The 16706-nt window shown below is 62.9% G+C and carries 15 protein-coding genes; 8 read left to right on the top strand and 7 right to left on the bottom strand.

The genetic code is table 11. The annotated features are described in order from the left end of the window. Positions 1-57: 57 nt before the first annotated feature. The gene (gene putA, locus NKH59_RS09285) at positions 58-3669 is read right to left on the bottom strand and encodes a bifunctional proline dehydrogenase/L-glutamate gamma-semialdehyde dehydrogenase PutA (RefSeq protein WP_353021596.1); all 3612 of its coding nucleotides are present in this window, start codon (positions 3667-3669) and stop codon (positions 58-60) included. A 163-nt stretch (positions 3670-3832) separates the two neighbouring features. Here putA and NKH59_RS09280 point away from each other — a divergent pair, with 163 nt between their 5' ends. After that, positions 3833-4285 carry an Lrp/AsnC family transcriptional regulator gene (locus NKH59_RS09280; RefSeq protein ID WP_023676441.1) on the top strand — a complete coding sequence of 151 codons (453 nt, stop codon included), beginning with the start codon at positions 3833-3835 and terminating at the stop codon, positions 4283-4285. 27 nt (positions 4286-4312) lie between these two features. Here NKH59_RS09280 and NKH59_RS09275 read toward each other — a convergent pair whose 3' ends face one another. Together NKH59_RS09275 and NKH59_RS09270 are read right to left on the bottom strand one after the other, a co-directional pair. Continuing rightward, positions 4313-5512, bottom strand: a complete 1200-nt coding sequence (locus NKH59_RS09275; RefSeq protein ID WP_352539702.1) for a cytochrome-c peroxidase — start codon at positions 5510-5512, stop codon at positions 4313-4315. A gap of 7 nt (positions 5513-5519) precedes the next feature. Next, positions 5520-5966, bottom strand: coding sequence for a FixH family protein (locus NKH59_RS09270; RefSeq protein ID WP_352539765.1), 447 nt, complete (start codon positions 5964-5966; stop codon positions 5520-5522). 157 nt (positions 5967-6123) lie between these two features. Between NKH59_RS09270 and NKH59_RS09265 the strand changes: the two genes are divergently transcribed. Beyond that, complete coding sequence (locus NKH59_RS09265; protein WP_352539701.1) at positions 6124-7053, top strand: sugar kinase; 930 nt, start codon at positions 6124-6126, stop codon at positions 7051-7053. On the opposite strand, the gene NKH59_RS09260 is transcribed toward NKH59_RS09265, so the two are convergent. The 3 genes from NKH59_RS09260 to NKH59_RS09250 form a co-directional block, all read right to left on the bottom strand. Next, positions 7046-8047: an NADP-dependent oxidoreductase gene (locus tag NKH59_RS09260; protein WP_352470339.1), complete on the bottom strand. Its 1002-nt coding sequence runs from the start codon at positions 8045-8047 to the stop codon at positions 7046-7048. The genes NKH59_RS09265 and NKH59_RS09260 overlap by 8 nt on opposite strands. A 5-nt stretch (positions 8048-8052) precedes the next feature. Continuing rightward, entirely contained in the window at positions 8053-9000 is a 948-nt protein-coding gene (locus NKH59_RS09255; RefSeq protein WP_352539700.1) for an alpha/beta fold hydrolase, read from the bottom strand. Positions 9001-9086: 86 nt separating this feature from the next. Beyond that, positions 9087-9902, bottom strand: a complete 816-nt coding sequence (locus NKH59_RS09250) for an oxidoreductase (protein WP_352539699.1) — start codon at positions 9900-9902, stop codon at positions 9087-9089. Between the two features lie 107 nt (positions 9903-10009). Between NKH59_RS09250 and NKH59_RS09245 the strand changes: the two genes are divergently transcribed. Continuing rightward, entirely contained in the window at positions 10010-10594 is a 585-nt protein-coding gene (locus NKH59_RS09245; protein ID WP_352451959.1) for a TetR/AcrR family transcriptional regulator, read from the top strand. 12 nt (positions 10595-10606) lie between these two features. Here the strand turns inward: NKH59_RS09245 and NKH59_RS09240 are convergent, their stop codons facing one another. Beyond that, on the bottom strand, positions 10607-11770 hold the full coding sequence (locus NKH59_RS09240; protein WP_352539698.1) for a LacI family DNA-binding transcriptional regulator: 1164 nt from the start codon (positions 11768-11770) through the stop codon (positions 10607-10609). Between the two features lie 33 nt (positions 11771-11803). On the opposite strand from NKH59_RS09240, the gene NKH59_RS09235 reads away from it, so the two are divergent. The 5 genes from NKH59_RS09235 (at position 11804) to NKH59_RS09215 (ending at position 16612) form a co-directional block, all read left to right on the top strand. Next, the gene (locus NKH59_RS09235) at positions 11804-12844 is read left to right on the top strand and encodes an ABC transporter substrate-binding protein (RefSeq protein ID WP_352470335.1); all 1041 of its coding nucleotides are present in this window, start codon (positions 11804-11806) and stop codon (positions 12842-12844) included. 127 nt (positions 12845-12971) lie between these two features. Continuing rightward, positions 12972-14009, top strand: a complete 1038-nt coding sequence (locus NKH59_RS09230) for an ABC transporter ATP-binding protein (RefSeq protein ID WP_353021638.1) — start codon at positions 12972-12974, stop codon at positions 14007-14009. Continuing rightward, on the top strand, positions 14006-14893 hold the full coding sequence (locus tag NKH59_RS09225) for an ABC transporter permease (protein WP_353021592.1): 888 nt from the start codon (positions 14006-14008) through the stop codon (positions 14891-14893). The genes NKH59_RS09230 and NKH59_RS09225 overlap by 4 nt, the downstream gene beginning before the upstream one ends. A gap of 58 nt (positions 14894-14951) precedes the next feature. Further along, on the top strand, positions 14952-15677 hold the full coding sequence (locus NKH59_RS09220) for an ABC transporter permease (RefSeq protein ID WP_352744752.1): 726 nt from the start codon (positions 14952-14954) through the stop codon (positions 15675-15677). A 14-nt stretch (positions 15678-15691) separates the two neighbouring features. Then, positions 15692-16612, top strand: a complete 921-nt coding sequence (locus NKH59_RS09215) for a phosphorylase family protein (RefSeq protein ID WP_023676454.1) — start codon at positions 15692-15694, stop codon at positions 16610-16612. Positions 16613-16706 lie beyond the last annotated feature (94 nt).

The following is a 16706-nucleotide window of genomic DNA, read 5'->3' as shown; positions in this document are numbered from 1 at the left end:
TGCGGATACCAAAGTCGGCGCCACCCCTGCCCCGCGATGCGCGAACCCTGGCGAAACCTACGCAGCGGCCAGCAGGCTGGCATTGCCGCCCGCCGCCGTGGTGTCGACGCAGACGGCGCGCTCGTGGGCGTAGGCGGCCGGATAATAGACTTCGCTGATCAGCGGCACGATCGGGCCGGCGCGCTCGGCGATGACCTTGCGCACGATGCGCGCGGCCTCGGGCGTGCCGGAAAAGGCCACGACATCGACCCGCAGCGAGCGCGCTTCGACCGGGTCCGGCCGGCCGTCGATGGCCGCCAGCGGCAGGCCCTTGCCGGTCAGCGCCGACAGCGCTGCCGGCGCGCCGGGTGCGACGGCGAGCACGGCATTGCCGGCGGCCAGCGCCTGGATCGTCTGCGCAAGCAGCGTATCCGCGTCGGGACCCAGACACAGCACGCGCCCGCGCGGCGACAGCGACAGCGTGTTGGCCTCGCCGGTCGGCCCGGGCAGGTCGACCTGGCCGAAATCGATGGCGGCGGCAGTGCCGATAGCCGCGGCACCCTTGCCGCGTAGATGTTTCCTCAGGATGGCGACGCGATCCGGCCGCGTCGACCAGCCGCCAAAGGCCGGGTCCGGCAGATTGTCGGCGAGCTCGGTCGCAGTCACCTTGCGGCCTTCGGCAAGATGGGTGCCGGCCTCCGGTCCCTTGCGGAAGCGCCGGAGATAATGTGGCCCGCCGGCCTTCGGCCCGGTGCCGGAAAGGCTCTCGCCGCCGAACGGCTGCGCGCCGACGACGGCGCCGATCTGGTTGCGGTTGACGTAGATGTTGCCGGCATGGATGCCATCGACGAAATGCTGGGCGCGGCCTTCGATGCGGGTGTGCAGGCCGAAGGTCAGGCCATAGCCCTTGCGGTTGATCGCCGCGATCACCGCATCAATCTCGTCGGCATCGAAGGTGGCGACATGCAGCACCGGCCCGAACACCTCGCGCTCCAACTCCTCGATGCCCTTGACCCGAAAGACGTGCGGCGCAACGAAGCGGCCGTCCTTCGGCGCTTCGAGCTTGGCGATCAGCCGGCCCTGCAGGCCCATTTTGGTGCAATAGTCACGGATCGACGCTTGCGCCTCGTCATCGATGACCGGACCGATATCGGTCGATATCCGCCACGGGTCGCCGAGGCTGAGCGCTTCCATCGCGCCTTTCAGCATCTCAAGCATCTTCTTCTCGACGTCCTTCTGCACATAGAGAATGCGCAATGCCGAGCAGCGCTGGCCGGCGCTCTGGAAGGCGGAGGCCAGGATGTCGCGCACCGCCTGTTCGGGCAGCGCAGTGGAATCGACAATCATGGCGTTCAGGCCGCCGGTCTCGGCGATCAGCATGGCGTCGGGCGCGGCGGTGTCGGCGAGCTGCTTTTCGATCAGCTTGGCGACCTCGGTCGAGCCGGTGAAGCAGACGCCGGCAATGCGCGGGTCAGCGGTCAGCGGGCCGCCGACCGAGGGGCCGTCGCCGGGCAGAAGCTGGATGACATCCTCCGGCACGCCGGCCTCGCGCAGCAACTGGACAGCGCGGAAAGCGATCAGCGGCGTCTGTTCGGCCGGCTTGGCGATCACCGAATTACCGGTGACGAGTGCCGCCGCGATCTGCCCGGTGAAGATGGCGAGCGGAAAATTCCACGGCGAGATGCAGGCGATGGCGCCGCGCGCCTCGGTGCCCGCCTCGGCATTGGCGGCCTCAGCCGCATAGTAGCGCAGGAAATCGACCGCCTCGCGCACTTCGGCGACGCCGTCGGCGAGCGATTTGCCGGCCTCGCGGGCGGCGAGTGCAAAGAACTCGACGGCGTTTGCTTCGTAGAGATCGGCCGCCCGGTTGAGGATGGCAGCGCGCTCGGCGACCGGCCGTCTTGCCCATGCCGGTTGTGCCTCGACGGCGATGCGCACGGCGGTCTCGACCTGCTTGGCGCCGGCCTCGCTGACCGTGCCGACCACTTCCGAAGGTTTTGCCGGATTGACGACCGGACGCTGCTTGCCGTAGCCGGCCGCGCGGCTGACCGGCTTGGCGTGCCAGCGCTCCGGCCCGGCGAACTCGGCCCTCGCCTTGTCGATCGCAGCCAGCGTCAGCGTGTCGGTGATATCGAAGCCCTTGGAGTTGCGCCGGCCGGGACCGAAGATCGCCGACGGCGGCACGATCGCTGGATTGGCGGCGGGACCTTGTTTCTCCACCGTTTCGAGCGGGTCGCGGGCAATGTCCTCGGGCTCGACTTCCTCGTCGGTGAGCTGGTGGACAAAGGAGGAATTGGCGCCGTTTTCGAGCAGCCGGCGGACCAGATAGGCGAGCAGGTCGGAATGAGCACCGACCGGCGCATAGATGCGGCAGCGCGTGCCTTCGGCCCGCCGCACCGTCTCATGCAGCGCCTCGCCCATGCCATGCAGCCGCTGGAACTCGAACGTATCGCGCTCCGTCGTCATCGACAGAATCGCGGCGACGGTGTGGGCGTTGTGGGTGGCGAATTGCGGATAGATGCGGTCGGTCATCGCCAACAGCTTCTTGGCGCAGGCCAGGTAGGAGACGTCGGTGTTGGCCTTGCGGGTAAAAACCGGATAGCCGTCGAGCCCGAGCGTCTGCGCCCGCTTGATCTCGGTGTCCCAATAGGCACCCTTGACCAGCCGCACCATGATGCTGCGGTCGTATTTCCTCGCCAGCTCGTAGAGCCAGTCGATGACGAAGGCCGCGCGCGGGCCATAGGCCTGCACGACGACGCCAAAACCGTTCCAGCCGGCAAGCTCCGGTTCGGCCAGCACCCGCTCGATGACGTCGAGCGACAAATCGAGGCGGTCGGCTTCCTCGGCGTCGATGTTGAGGCCCATGCGTGAATGGCGCGCCGCCAGCGCCAGCGACAACAGCCGCTCGGCCATGACGGGCAGCATCTTTTCCTTCTGCGTCACTTCATAACGCGGATGCAGCGCAGACAGTTTTACCGAGATGCCGTGGTTCTGGCGGATGTCGGGGCCGTTGGCGCCGGCATCGAGCGAAGAGATGGCATCGGCATATGCCTTGAGGTAGCGCAGCGCGTCGGCCTCGGTGCGGGCCGCCTCGCCCAGCATGTCGAAAGAATAGAGATGGCCCTTCTGCGTCATCGGTCGGCCGCGCCTGACCGCCTCGGCAATGGTGCGGCCGAGCACGAATTGCTCGCCCATTTCGCGCATGGCGGCGGCGACGGCCTTGCGGATGACCGGCTCGCCAAGCCGGCGCACCATGGCGCGCAGCGTGCCTTCGATGCCGCCCTCGCCCTCGTCGAGCACGCGGCCGGTCAGCATCAGCGCCCAGGTCGACGCATTGATGAAGATCGAGCTCGAGCCGCCCGCATGCGCCGACCAGTCGTGCGGCGCGATCTTGTCGGCGATAAGGTCGTCCATCGTCTCGGTGTCTGGCACCCGCAGCAGCGCCTCGGCCAGGCACATCAGCGCCACGCCCTCCTTGGTCGACAGGCCATAGGCGGACAGGAACACCTCCATCAGCCGCGGATCGGACGAGCCGCGCACCGCCCGCACCAGATCGGCGGCACGCGCCGAAATCGCCTTGCGGTCTTGCGCGGACAGCCCGGCCGCCTCGGCCAGCCGCTTCACCGCCTGGTCTTCGTCGGGCAAATAATTGGCACGGATCTGCTGGCGGATGGTGTCGAGCGCTGGCATGGCGGTCCTGTAGAGCGAGCATAAGTGAGCGGGCCGGCGGTTACCGGACCGAACGGCGCAAGCTAACATAAGTAGGGATTGCAGTCGGTCCAAAGAAGTCGACAAGACAGATCGATCGATCTATCATTAGGACTGATCACCTCCAATTTCGACCAGGAATCCAGTGACAGAAGACCAATTGGACCGGATCGACAGGAACATCCTGTCGGCTCTGGGCAGCAATGGCCGGCTTTCCATGTCGGAACTGGCGGCGAAAGTCGGCCTGTCGAAGACGCCGGTGCAGGCACGAGTCAAACGGCTGGAGAAGGACGGCTTCATCAGGGGCTACCAGGCGATCATCGACCGTGAGCGCATGGGCGAAGGCCATGTCGCCTTCGTCCAGGTGAAACTGTCCGACACCCGCTCGGCCGCGCTCGACGCCTTCAACCGCGCCGTGCAGGCGGTGCCGGAGATCGAGCAGTGCCACATGATGGCATCGAGCTTCGACTATCTGCTGAAGGTCCGCACCACCGACATCGCCGCCTACCGCCGCGTGCTTGGCGAGCGCATCTCCGCCCTGCCGCACGTTGCCCAGACCTCGACGTTTGTCGCGATGGAGACGGTGAAGGATCGGTAGGAGAGCGCTGTTGTTGTCCCGCCACCCTCAGTCCGCCAGTGTCTTCAGGAACGCCACCAACGCCGCGCGCTCGCGGTCCGAAAGCTGCAGCGGGTGGATCTCGGATGTGCCCTCGACGCTTGCCGGTGCCTTCGAATAATGCGCCACCACCTCGTCGAGCGAGGAAAACTGCCCGGCGTGCATGTAGGGCGGCCGGGTGGCGGCACCCCGCAACGACGGCGTCTTGTAGGCGTGGACGAGTTCCGGCCCGGTCTTGGCCATGAAGCGCAACTCGCGGCAGGCGCTGGCATCGCCGTCGCGAAAGGCACCGAAACAGTTGAACGGATCGGCCTCGACCTGCGCCACCGCGTCGACGCGGCCGCGATCCGGCGGCAGGCCCGCGACCGGCGGCACGCCGGTGTTGTGGAAGCTGCCGTCGGTAAAACGCGGGCCGTTATGGCAGGTCACGCAATTGGCCTTGCCGATGAACAGCTTCAGGCCGAGGATTTCCTCCGGCGAAAAGGCGGCGTCGCCTTTCGGCTCGGCGCCCGCAGCCAGGTCGATGGCGAAGCGGTCGAAGCGTGTCTGCGGCGGCGCGATCGAGCGCTCGAAGGCGGCGATCGCCTTGCCGATGTTGGCAAAGACGCGGTTGACCTCCTCGGCTTGACTGGCGGGCATGGCGTTCCAGGCCGCCTTCTCGGCATCGGTGCCGAGCGGGCCGGCATTGGCCGGCACGCCCGAAAGGTCCGGCAGCGGCCCGAAGATGCGCTCGTAGCGCTCGCCGAAGCGGGCCTTGATGTAATGCGCGAAGGCGGCGCGGTTGCCGGCCTGCTCCAGCGGATTTTCGAGCGGTGTCAGCGCTTGCGCCCACAGGCTGTCGCGCCGCCCGTCCCAGAAGAACCAGGGATCATGCGCGACGCCGGCCAACGGCATGGTACGACGGTTGGTGCGGCCGACGGCGACCGCTTGCGGCAAGTCGTCCTGGAATTGGCGGTCGATCTTGTGGCAGGTCGAGCACGATACCGTGCCGTCGCCGCTCATCCCGGTGTCGAAGAACAGCGTCGAGCCGAGTGCCGCGGCGGCCGGCACATCGGCGAAGCGATTGGTGGTGTCGGGCTTCAGCGGCGGCAGCCTGGACAGCGCCAATGAGGCGATGGTCTGCTTCTCGGCGTCGGAAAACTCCGGTCTGCCGCAGCCGGCGAGCACCGCCACCATCACCAACGCGAGAAGACTGGAAAACCGGCTCATCTATGGCTCACAGCACCACATTGAAGACGACAGTGTCCGAACCGGCCGCAGCGGAAATGGCAAAATGCAATTGCCACCACCCGCTCATCGTGAATTTGACGCCGTCGATGCGATAGCGCCCCGCGCCGAGGTAATCGGTCGCCTGCGGGCTGGTCGGCAGACCGTGCTTGTGCTGCGGCATGCCGCCGGAAATCGTTATCGCAGCACCTTCCACCGGCGCACCCTCGACGGTTTTGAGCGTGAGCAGCCAGGATTCCAGTTCGCCCTGCCGGATGACGCCTTTCTCGGGCTCGAAAGTCGCCGCGAACAGCTTGTTCGCCGTCGTCTTGGAACGGCCGACGTCCGAACTTGGTTGGGGTGCAGGCGGCGCCGTCAGATAGACGATTGCCAGCACGCCGGCGAGCAAGGCAGCCAGGCCGAGGCCTCCAAGAAGATAACGCCATAACGATGCCAAACCCATTCCTGTTCTGCGGATAACGTTTCGCTGGGCAGATCGCGTCCCACGCCCCTGTGGGAAATCGAGCCCAGTGCAAGAATCCGCCGTCGCCAAGCATGGCGCTGCCGGCTGCAAAAAGCTACAGCACCGCAATTGCAGGATGGAGGAGTGCTTCATGGCAGGAAACGGCATCGCCTCGATCGGCGAGTGCATGCTCGAGCTTTCGGGCCAGGCCGGGCCGAACTGGCGCATGGGCTTTGCCGGCGACACGTTCAACACGTTATGGGCGCTGCATGCCTTGAGCGGCGAGCGGCCGGCGACCTATGTGTCGGCCTTCGGCGACGACCCGTTCTCGCGCGACCAGATCAAGTTCCTGGCCGAGAGCGGCATCGGCATCGGCGCCAGCCCGGTGATAGCGGGCGCCCGCCCCGGCCTCTATGCGATCACGCTGACCGGCGCCGAACGTTCTTTCACCTATTGGCGGGCCGATGCGGCCGCAAGGCAGTTGGCTTCGGACCCAGCCGCCTTGCAGAAAAGCCTTGAAAACCAGGCGCTTGTCTATTTTTCCGGTATAACTTTGGCAATTCTCGACGAGGCTCCACGCAAGGTACTGCTGACGGCCGTGGCCACGGCGCGCGCCGCCGGCTCGCTGATTGCCTTCGATCCCAATTACCGGCCGCGGCTGTGGCGCCGGCGCGAGGACGCGCAGGCCGCGATCCTCGAGGCACTCGCCGTCGCCGACATCGCGCTCCCGACCTTTCCCGACGAGCAGATGCTGTTTGGTGATACGACACCGCAGAAAACAGCCGAACGGCTGCGAAAGCTGGCCGGCGAAGTCGTCGTCAAGAACGGTGAGGAACCGGCGCTGATCGCGCAAAACGGAACCTTGCAATCGGTTCCGGCGGTGCACGTCGCCACCCCGGTCGACACCACCGGCGCCGGCGACTCCTTCAACGGCGCCTACCTCGCCGCCCGCCTTGCCGGCCATGCCCCGGCAGAAGCCGTGCTGCGCGCTCATCGCGTCGCCGCCGCCGTCGTGCAGGTGCGCGGCGCCCTGGCGCCGTTCGAGACGCTCAAGGGTGCGTTCGAGGCACCCGCTATCTGACCTTGATGACGACCTTGCCCTTGGCGCGTCCTGTTTCGACATAGGCCAGGGCGTCATTGGTCGCTTCGAATGGAAAGACCCGATCCACAACCGGGCGGATCGCGCCGGTTTCGATGAGAGCGGTGATTTTGCTCAGCTGATCGCCCTGCGCCCACATGAACAGGAACGAAAACTGCACGCCGCGGCGCTTGGCTTTGGCCCGAATTCCGCGACTCAGGAAGCGCAGCACCAGCCTCAGCATCAAGTTCAGTCCCTTTTCCCTGGCAAATTCGGCATCCGGTGGACCGGAGATGGAGATGAGCTTGCCACCCGGTTTCAGCACCCTCAGGGATTTTTCCAGTGTCTTGGCGTCCTGGCTGTTCAAAACGACATCGTAGCCCGACAGAACTTTCTCGAAGTCGTCTTTCCTGTAGTCGACGACGACATCGGCGCCGAGACTTTTGACCAGATCGGCACTTGCCGCGCTCGCGGTTGTCGCAACGGTCGCGCCGAGGTGCTTGGCCAACTGAATAGCAAATGTCCCGACGCCGCCGGAACCAGCCTGAATGAAGACCTTCTGTCCCTTCTTCAGGTTTGCCCGTTCGATGAGCGTCTGCCAGGCGGTGAGACCGACCAGGGGAATCGACGCCGCCTCTTCCATACTGAGATTCTCGGGCTTCAAGGCTACGTCGGCCTCATTCACGGCAATGAATTCGGCGAATGTCCCAATCCGGCCGTCGCGCGGCCGCGCATAGACCTCGTCGCCGGCCTTGAACTTGCTGACTTGCGATCCTACGCGGATAACCTTCCCAGCCACGTCGTGGCCCAGGATGAAGGGCCGGCGGTAGGGCAGGATGAGCTTGAATTCTCCGGTTTTGACCTTGGAATCGAGCAGGTTCACCCCTGCGGCATGGACCTCGACCAAGACATCGCTGTCCTGGAGCTCCGGCTCCGGCATTTCGGCCAGCCGCAGGGCGCCCTTTTTATTATACTTATCGACAACGAATGCCTTCATGGCAGTTACTTTCCAAGAATGTCTGTTGCTGTTCGGGACGAAACAAGCCGAACGTTTTCAGCTGCATGGCCGCCCTGCGGCAAGGCCTCAGCCTCGAGGAAGGACAGCGCCTTCGGGACAAAAGCGGCGTGGTTCTGAAATACCCCGCCATGCCCGGCATCCGGATAGATGACCAGATGCGCCCCCGGGATACGCCCGGCGAGATCGTAGGTATTGCTGCTCGGCACCATCCTGTCCTGGTCGCCATTCGCAACCAAAGTGGGAATGCGGATGGTGCTCAGGTCTTGTGGCGCCTGGAGTCCGTAGGCCTTGATCGCCTTGAGTTGCGCGCCGAACGCGCTCAGCGATATCGCCTTGTCCCGGTTATTCCGGCGCTCTTTCAGCCGTTGCAGAAATGCGTTTGCGGCGCGGCGCCCATTCGGCGTTCTTGTGAAGAAGAGATAGTACTTCGGATCCCGAAAAGTCAGCGCGCCCTTGATCATGTCCACGATCGTCAGCGGCGTCACCTTGTCGATGCCTTGCCCACCGGCCGGCCCCGTGCCAGCCAGGATGAGTTTGCGCACAAGCTTGGGCTCGGTCAGCACAATCTCTTGCGCCACGAAGCCGCCGAGTGAAAAGCCGAAGAGATCGACTTCTTCGAACCCCAGCGCCCGGACAAAGGCGACCGCATCCCGCGCCATGCCGGAAATGGTCGACGGAGTTTTGCCACCCGAAGCACCGATTCCGCGATTGTCGAAGGCAATTACCCGCCGGGTCGCAGCGAGGCCATCGACGATGCGCGGATCAAAATTGTCCAGCTGAGCAGCCAGATGGTTGAGCAGGATCACTGGCACGCCCGTCCTGGGCCCGAGTTCCCTGTAAGCAAAGGCTGTGCCGCCGACGTCGATCGAGAGCGTTGGCACGTCCTGGAACAATGCCGGTGAACGCGGCAACCGATTGGATCTATGTGTCATGCTTGGCGCCTCCGTTTCGTAGGGCCTGGCCAAATGTGTTGTGGTTGCTAGTCGCATGTGCGTGAAATCCTCTGGCTCGCCGTTGTTCAGACCGGCAGTCGGAACTGCTTGCGCAGGCTCTTGTCGAAAATCCCCGCGGGGGCAAAGCGGCGCAGCAGGCTGACCTGGCGCGCTGCCTTGCCAGCGGTATAGCGCCGTCGCGGACGGGCATCGGTCGCTGCCTTCACAACCACATCCGCCACCACTTCCGGCCGATCGGCCTTGGGCATCACATCGCCCAGCAGCGCCTTGAGCCCGGCTCGAGCCCGATCGTATTCCTTCAACAGCGAATCCGGCTCGATGCCGTTCTGGTCGAAGACGGTGCGGACGAATGCCGGCTCGATGACGGAAACGCGGACGTTGAAGGCGCGCACCTCGTGGTCGAGCGATTCCGAATAGCCTTCGAGCGCGTGCTTGACCGCCGAGTAATGAGCTGAGTATGGCGCGGGTACCAGTCCCAGAATCGAGCCGATATTGATGATGCGCCCTTCGCCGCGCCGCCGCATCGACGGCAACACCGCATTGGTCATCCGCATGACGCCGAACAGATTGACGTCGAACAGGGCTTGTACCTGGGCGACCGAGGATTCCTCGGCGCCTCCTAGCAGACCGACACCGGCATTGTTGACCAGGAGGTCGATCCGGCCGGTCTGCGCGAGCACGGTGGCAACGAGCGCATTGACGGCCGCATCATCGGTCACGTCGCATGCCAGCATGGTCACTCCGCCCGGACCATTACTGGTCTTGCGGCGACTTGTCCCGAAGACAGTGAAACCCGCCCGCGCCAAGGCCTCGGCGCTGGCGCGGCCGATGCCGGAGGAGGCTCCGGTCACGATTGCGGTCTTTTCAGAATTCCCATTCATTTTTGATGTTCCAGGTTCGAGAGGTCTAGCTTATTTCCACGAGTTGAATTATGATCGTAATATCAGATTATGAGCATAATGCAATAGCAGGACAGGAAAGAAAGACCATGCGCTACGAAAAGGGCCGAAAAGACGCGTCACGCAGCCGGATCATGGAGGTCGCCGCCGAACGTTTTCGATCTGACGGCATCGCGGCGTCCGGGCTGGCAACCATCATGAGCGACGCCGGGCTGACGAACGGCGCCTTCTATCCGCACTTCCAGTCGAAGGCGGAGCTCGTCCGTGAAAGCGTGGCGGCGGCCTTGGACGCGCAGTCGCATGAAGTGCAGGAAGCATTGGCCGCCGGCGGTCCGGAAATGGCCATAGAGACGTATCTATCGGCCGAGCACCGGGACAATCCTGGAAAGGGTTGCGCTTCGGCCGCGTTGTTGCCGGAAATCGCGCGGCAGCCGCCTGAAACGCGAGCCCTCTATGCCGAGCGCGCTCAATCCCTCGTGCGCCAGATAGCTGAAGCTCTGCCGCAGACGAACGATCCCGAGGGCGCTGCGTTGGGCATGTTTGCAACGCTCATCGGCGCGCTTCAACTCGCGCGCGCCGTGGAAGGAACGGAATTATCGGATCGTATCCTAGCGGCGGGAGCAGCTGCCGCAAAGGCGCTGATCCGGCCGGTTCAAGACGAGGTGGCCTCCTGATGGCAGCCCGGATTATTCGGCCGGCTCGAATCTGCCTTGCACCAAGACTGTCTCCACCGGCCCAAGCGGATTGATGATCCGGCTAACCAGGACTTCGATAAGTTTGCGTCCAACACCCGCCATATCCACGGAATGAACTCCGATCTTTGCCGGCAGGAAGCGTGCCAGCCGCGTGCTGTCACGGGTGACGATGTGGACGTCGCGGCCTGGTGTGAGACCCCGCTTGCCGAGAGCGTGCAACGCTCCCAGAAGGCCCAGTTCGTTGGCGCACGCCAAGCCCGTTGGCGGATCTGATGACGCCAGCAAGCGATCGAACCAGCCTGCGCTCGATTCCATGGTGAACATGCCATGACCGATCAACGATGGGTCGATCGGAATGCCAGCCTCGGCCATTGCCCTTCCATACCCGGAAAGACGCGTGGCACTCGCCTGGTCCTCCGGAACGAGAAGTTGCAGCGCAATACGTCGACAGCCCTTATCCATGAGCCGCCGGGTCGCCTCATAGGCAATCTGTTCATTGTCGACATCGACGTAAGGATACGCGATATCCAAGTCGGTTCTTCCAAACGCGACGAACGGCATGCGTTTATCCAGCAGCAGCTTGACGCGCGGATCAGCCGACACCAGGCGCGTGATGACCAGGCCGTCTGCGCTGTGCGCCTGAAGCTGCCGCTGCACACTCTCAACGGGATCGTCGTCGGGAGTGGTGGAATAGATGGACAGACTATAACCGGCTTGCCGCGCCGCCAGCGTCATGCCTTCGATTAAAGGAAGCTTTAATAGATCGGACAGATGGTCTCGTGTTTCCATCGGGAGTACTGCCGTCAGCGTCTGCGTTCGACCGGTTTTGAGCGCGCGACCATGATGATTTGGTAGATAGCCGACCCGCTTGGCCGCCTCCTTGACGCGGGCTATGGTCGAGGGCTGCACCTCCGGCCCATCCTTCAGAGCGCGGGATACCGTGGTCACCGACAGGGAAAGTTCAGCGGCGATCTGCTTTAGATTGGCCATTGTTCGCCCGACTTCATTTGCGAAAGCGCCGGCTGATTTGCTGACCGCCATAACGTTACCGAATTCGACATCCCGGTCAATCCAAACTCCCGCAGGAAGCAGCTTGACTCCGGCGCATTCAGATGCAATCGTAACGTTACGATTACAAAATAATGGCTCTTTCAAGCGATATTCCATAAAAGTTGGGGAGGAGAACCTATGTCCTGGCTACGCATTTCCTTAACAGCATTCGCAATCTCGGCTGCCCTGCCCGTGCATGCGCAGACGGTCACAATCACGACCGCGGGTGGCGACTATGGCAACGCCATGAAGGAGGCCATGTGGGCCCCTGCTGCAAAAGAGCTTGGCTATGATGTCCGCGAGGAGACCCTAAGCGACGGCTTGGCCGCCCTGAAAATGCAGGTCACCTCGGGTGCGGTCACGACCGACGTCATTCACCTGGGCTCACCGGAAGGCGCGCAGGCTGCCGCACAATCGCTGCTGGAGCCGCTCGACTACAAGATCATCGATCCGAAATCCGTGCCGGAGGGTGCGAAGTCCGACTACTGCTATCCGTTTGACTCCTATGGCACCGTCATGTCGTGGAACACCAAGACCTATGGCGAGAACCCGCCGAAGACGTGGGCGGAATTCTGGGATGTTGCCAAATTTTCTGGCCGTCGCGCGTTGCGCGCCAATGCGCAAGACTCGATCGAGATCGCGCTTCTCTCCGATGGCGTGGCACCGGCGGACGTCTATTCCGTGCTCAGCACCCCGGAAGGGCTAGAGCGCGCCATCAAGCGGCTTGAAGCGATCAAACCAGATGTCGCCGTGTGGTGGACCTCGGGCGCCCAGTCCGCGCAGTTGCTGAAAGACGGTGAGGCGGATTTGGTCATTACCTGGAACGGACGCGCCCAAACCGTGAAAGCCGATGGCGGCGCGGCTGACTACACGTTCAAGGGTTCGGTCATCGGCACGGACTGTCTTGGGGTGCCGAAGGGAGCGCCGAACAAGGAAGCCGCGATGAAGCTCATCGCAGCGATGACGCAGCCCGCGCGGGTTGCCAAGCTGACCGATTTCATTGCCTACGGCCCAGTCAATCCTGCGGCATATGAGGGTGGCCTTATTCCCGAGGACCGTCTGAAGACCCTTGCGACCGCACCTGAAAATGCTGGCACTTCGGTGTTTTCCAATTCAGAATGGTGGGTCAAGAATGGCGAGGCTGCCCAAAGAGCCTTCGATGAAATGATGGCTCGCTGACTCTCAGCTCTGACGCATGTCGCGCAAAAATGTGCAGCGCGCGACAATGACATGCATGAAAACAAGAACCTAAAGCGCGTCGCGTGAAGCCGGTCGAACGCGACGCGCTTCAAGGCTGGAGCACATGATGAAGTCGCTCGCGATCACCATCGAAAGCGTGCACAAGGCTTATGGGTCCTACGTCGCACTGGATGATGTTTCGCTCGACATTCAGGCTGGCGAATTCCTCACGCTGTTAGGACCATCGGGATCGGGCAAGACCACGTTACTCATGGCTCTGGCCGGTTTTGTCCGGCCGGATTCCGGTAAACTTTTCTTGAGCGATCGAGACATCACCCGCCTGCCGCCCAACAAACGAGACATCGGCATAGTATTCCAGAATTACGCCTTGTTTCCCCACATGAATGTCCTGGCGAATGTCGCGTATCCGCTGGTGCTGCGCCAGGTACCGAGAGCGGAGGCGCGTCAGCGGGCGCTTGATACCTTGGCCCGCGTGAAGCTGGATGGTCTGGCGGAGCGCAATATTGCCGCACTATCCGGCGGCCAACGTCAACGGGTGGCATTGGCGCGGGCTATCGTTTTCGAACCGCGCGTGATGTTGATGGACGAGCCGCTGTCGGCGCTCGACAAGAACCTGCGCGAGACCATGCAGTATGAGATCCGGCGTCTGCATGATCATCTACGGATCACCACGATCTATGTAACCCACGACCAGCGCGAAGCGCTGATTATGTCTGACCGGATTGCGGTGATGAATTCTGGCCGCATCCAGCAGATAGATACGCCGCAGCGGATTTATGATCGTCCATCGACCCGCTTCGTCGCGGAGTTCATGGGCGAGGCCAACATTGTGGCCCCGGGCTCGGCGCGCAGAATCGACGGCGCCGAAGCATCACGCGAAACCCTGATGATCCGCGCCGAAAGCTTCCATCTTGATGCGAAGCTCGTCGGGGGAGACGGAGTGGCTCTCGAAGGAATACTGCGCGCCAAAGCGTTCCGCGGCGAGAACTGGCTTTTGACGCTGGCGCTTGACGGCGGGCAAGAGGTTCTTGTCTGCATTCCGGCAGCGCTGGCCGGGGGGGGCGCCGAGCTTGCCGCCGGTCAGCGGATGACCGCATATGCACCAGCAGCGAAGGTTCACGCGATACCGGGAGCGATGGCGTGACCGTCGTCCGGGACCCGGCGCTCGCGGCGGATGCGCGGCGCGAGCGGCGGTTTTTTCTTTCACTTTCGCTCCCGGCGCTGTTCATCGTTGGACTGGCGGCGATACTGCCCATCCTTTGGATCATCCGGCAATCCTTCCTGACCACCGGGGGTGAGTACACCGTCGGCAACTACCAGAAGGTCCTTTCGAGCGGACTGACGTGGTCAGCGCTCGTCACGACCCTCGAACTGTCCTTGGGTACGCTGGCGGGCTGCATACTCCTCGGTACTCCTCTGGCGCTGGCGCTGGCCAGCGTCAGACCAAGGCTGGCCAACGTGCTCATGGCGTTCGTCATGCTGCCGCTGTGGACCTCTATTCTGGTGCGTACCTATGGTTGGCTCGTGCTCTTGCGGCGCGACGGCCTGATCAACGCGGCTTTGACCGGTTCAGGCCTGACGGCGGAGCCATTGCCGCTGGTCTACAACTTCACGGGAACGCTCATCGGCATGGTGCACTACATGCTGCCACTTTTTCTGCTGCCTGTTTATGCTGCGATGCGCGATATCGACCCAAATCTCATTCGCGCGGCTGCGAGCATGGGAGCCACTCTCAGGCAGGTCATCCGCACAGTCATTATGCCGCTTTCGGCGGGCGGCATCTTCTCGGGTTCGATCATCGTCCTCATCTACGCCATAGGTTTTTTCATCACGCCGGCGGTGCTTGGCGGCGGCAAGGTAAATCCGCTCTCTACCCGGATCGAGCGTACACTCTCGACCTTTCAGGACTGGGGGTCGGCAAGCGTCCTGGGCATTCTGCTCCTCGTTCTCATGGCGCTGATCGGCGTGATGTTGCGGGCGGCACGCCGTCTGGTTGCCCGGAACACCGTGGAAGCCTCCCATGCTTGAAGCCTATCCGCAAAACAGGCTCGCCCGCACTTTGCTCTGGAGCTTTGCCGCTCTTGTCATGGCATTTCTGATGCTGCCGACGCTCGTGGTGGTGCCGCTTTCCTTTTCGGCGTCGAATCTCCTCGAGTTTCCGCCGCACGCCTACTCATTGCGCTGGTACGAGAACTTCTTCGGCTCGGCAACGTGGATGGCCGCGCTCAGAACGAGTTTGATCCTTGGGACGTTGACGGCGTTGATCGCGGTGCCTTTCGCGCTGCTCGCCTGCATTTCAATGAATCGGCTTGGCGGAAAGACCGCTGCGGCCATCCAGAGTGTCCTGCTGACCCCCTCGATCACTCCAGGTATCCTGCTTGCGATCGGTCTCTTCTTTGTGTTGGCCGCACAACATCTGATCGGAACGCTATTCGGCGTGCTGGTCGGACATGTGGTGCTGGCCGTTCCGGTCGCCTGCATTGTGTTGCTACCCGCTCTCGCCCGCTTTGACTGGAACCAGGTTCAGGCGGCGCGCAGCCTCGGTGCAAACTGGGCCAGGTCCATTGGCGGAATCATCGTTCCGCAACTTCGGATCAGCTTGCTGTCGGCGACATTGATGGCGTTCCTGACTTCGCTCGACGAGTCCGTGATTTCGATCTTCATCGCAAGCGGTCGCAACAGCACGATGCCGAAGCTTATGTTCCTGTCGCTGCGCGATCAGATCGATCCGACCATTGCGGCGATCTCGACATTGTGGACCGTCATCGTCGTGGCCGTGGTCCTGATTGTGACCCTTCGCCAAAAATCCTGACCGAGACTGGAAACATGCCCACCAATTACCATGCAGCCGACGATCTGACGGATCATTCGACGGACATCCCTCAGGTAGGGTTGGCCATCATCACCGGGTCGGCAAACTGGGGGCTTGCCTTCCCGGAAGATGTCGAATTCGATGGTGTGCGCACCTTGCGGCGCGACATGAGTTTTGAAACACCTTTCGGTCGCACCGACAACTGGAAGCTGCTCGAATTCGATGCGTCGATCACAGCGGAAGGGAGAGCAAAACGCGCGCTGTGCATGTATTCGCACGGCAATCCCCGCGACCGTATCGACCATTCCTGCCATCGCCGCGCGTTCTGGGTATTGATGCGGGCGGGTGTACGGCAAGTTCTCGCCTGCTCGACTGTAGGCGCCGTCAACAAGGCGATCCAGCCGGGCGACATGGTGGTGACCGCCGATATCATTGAACTAACGCAGACCCCGTTTTCACTGCTTCCTGACCGTCAGAGCTTTGACTGTTCGGGCAAGCAAATCGTGTGTCCAAGATGTGCGGCGGTTCTGGTCGAAACGGCCCGCCGTCATTGGCCAGCCGAATGCCGCGTTTATGGCATCGAACAGCAGTTGGTGGCTGCCCATTGTTATGGGCCCCGGCTGACAACGCCTGCCGAAGCCTTGGCATATCGGGGCATGGGGGCGGATGTACTCAACCATTCCATCGCCCCTGAGGCGACCTTGTCGCGCGAGATCGGCGCGTGTTTCGTGCCTTGCGCGTTCGTGACGGCGGGCTTCAACGACTATATGGATCGCAATCGCCAGAAATTGCTGCAGGAGGACGTGCTGCCCAGTCTCTCCATGACAGCCTCGCGGGTCGCGCTGGAGACCGCCGCGCGACTTCCCGCTGATCCGGAATGCTCCTGTCACGGCTTGAAGTCGCCTCAGCCGAAAGAACGCTCCAGCCGGTTCTGAGACGACCTTGGTGCGCCGGATAGCTGAAGCTCTGCCACCGACCAACAATCCCGAGGGCGCTGCATTGGGCGTGTTTGCGACGTTCGAAACGCTG

Origin of the sequence: Mesorhizobium sp. M0998 (genome assembly GCF_040318885.1) — a bacterium.
GTDB lineage: Bacteria > Pseudomonadota > Alphaproteobacteria > Rhizobiales > Rhizobiaceae > Mesorhizobium.
Note: the sequence above shows the minus strand (reverse complement) of the source record. Positions and strands in the feature narration are given on the sequence as shown.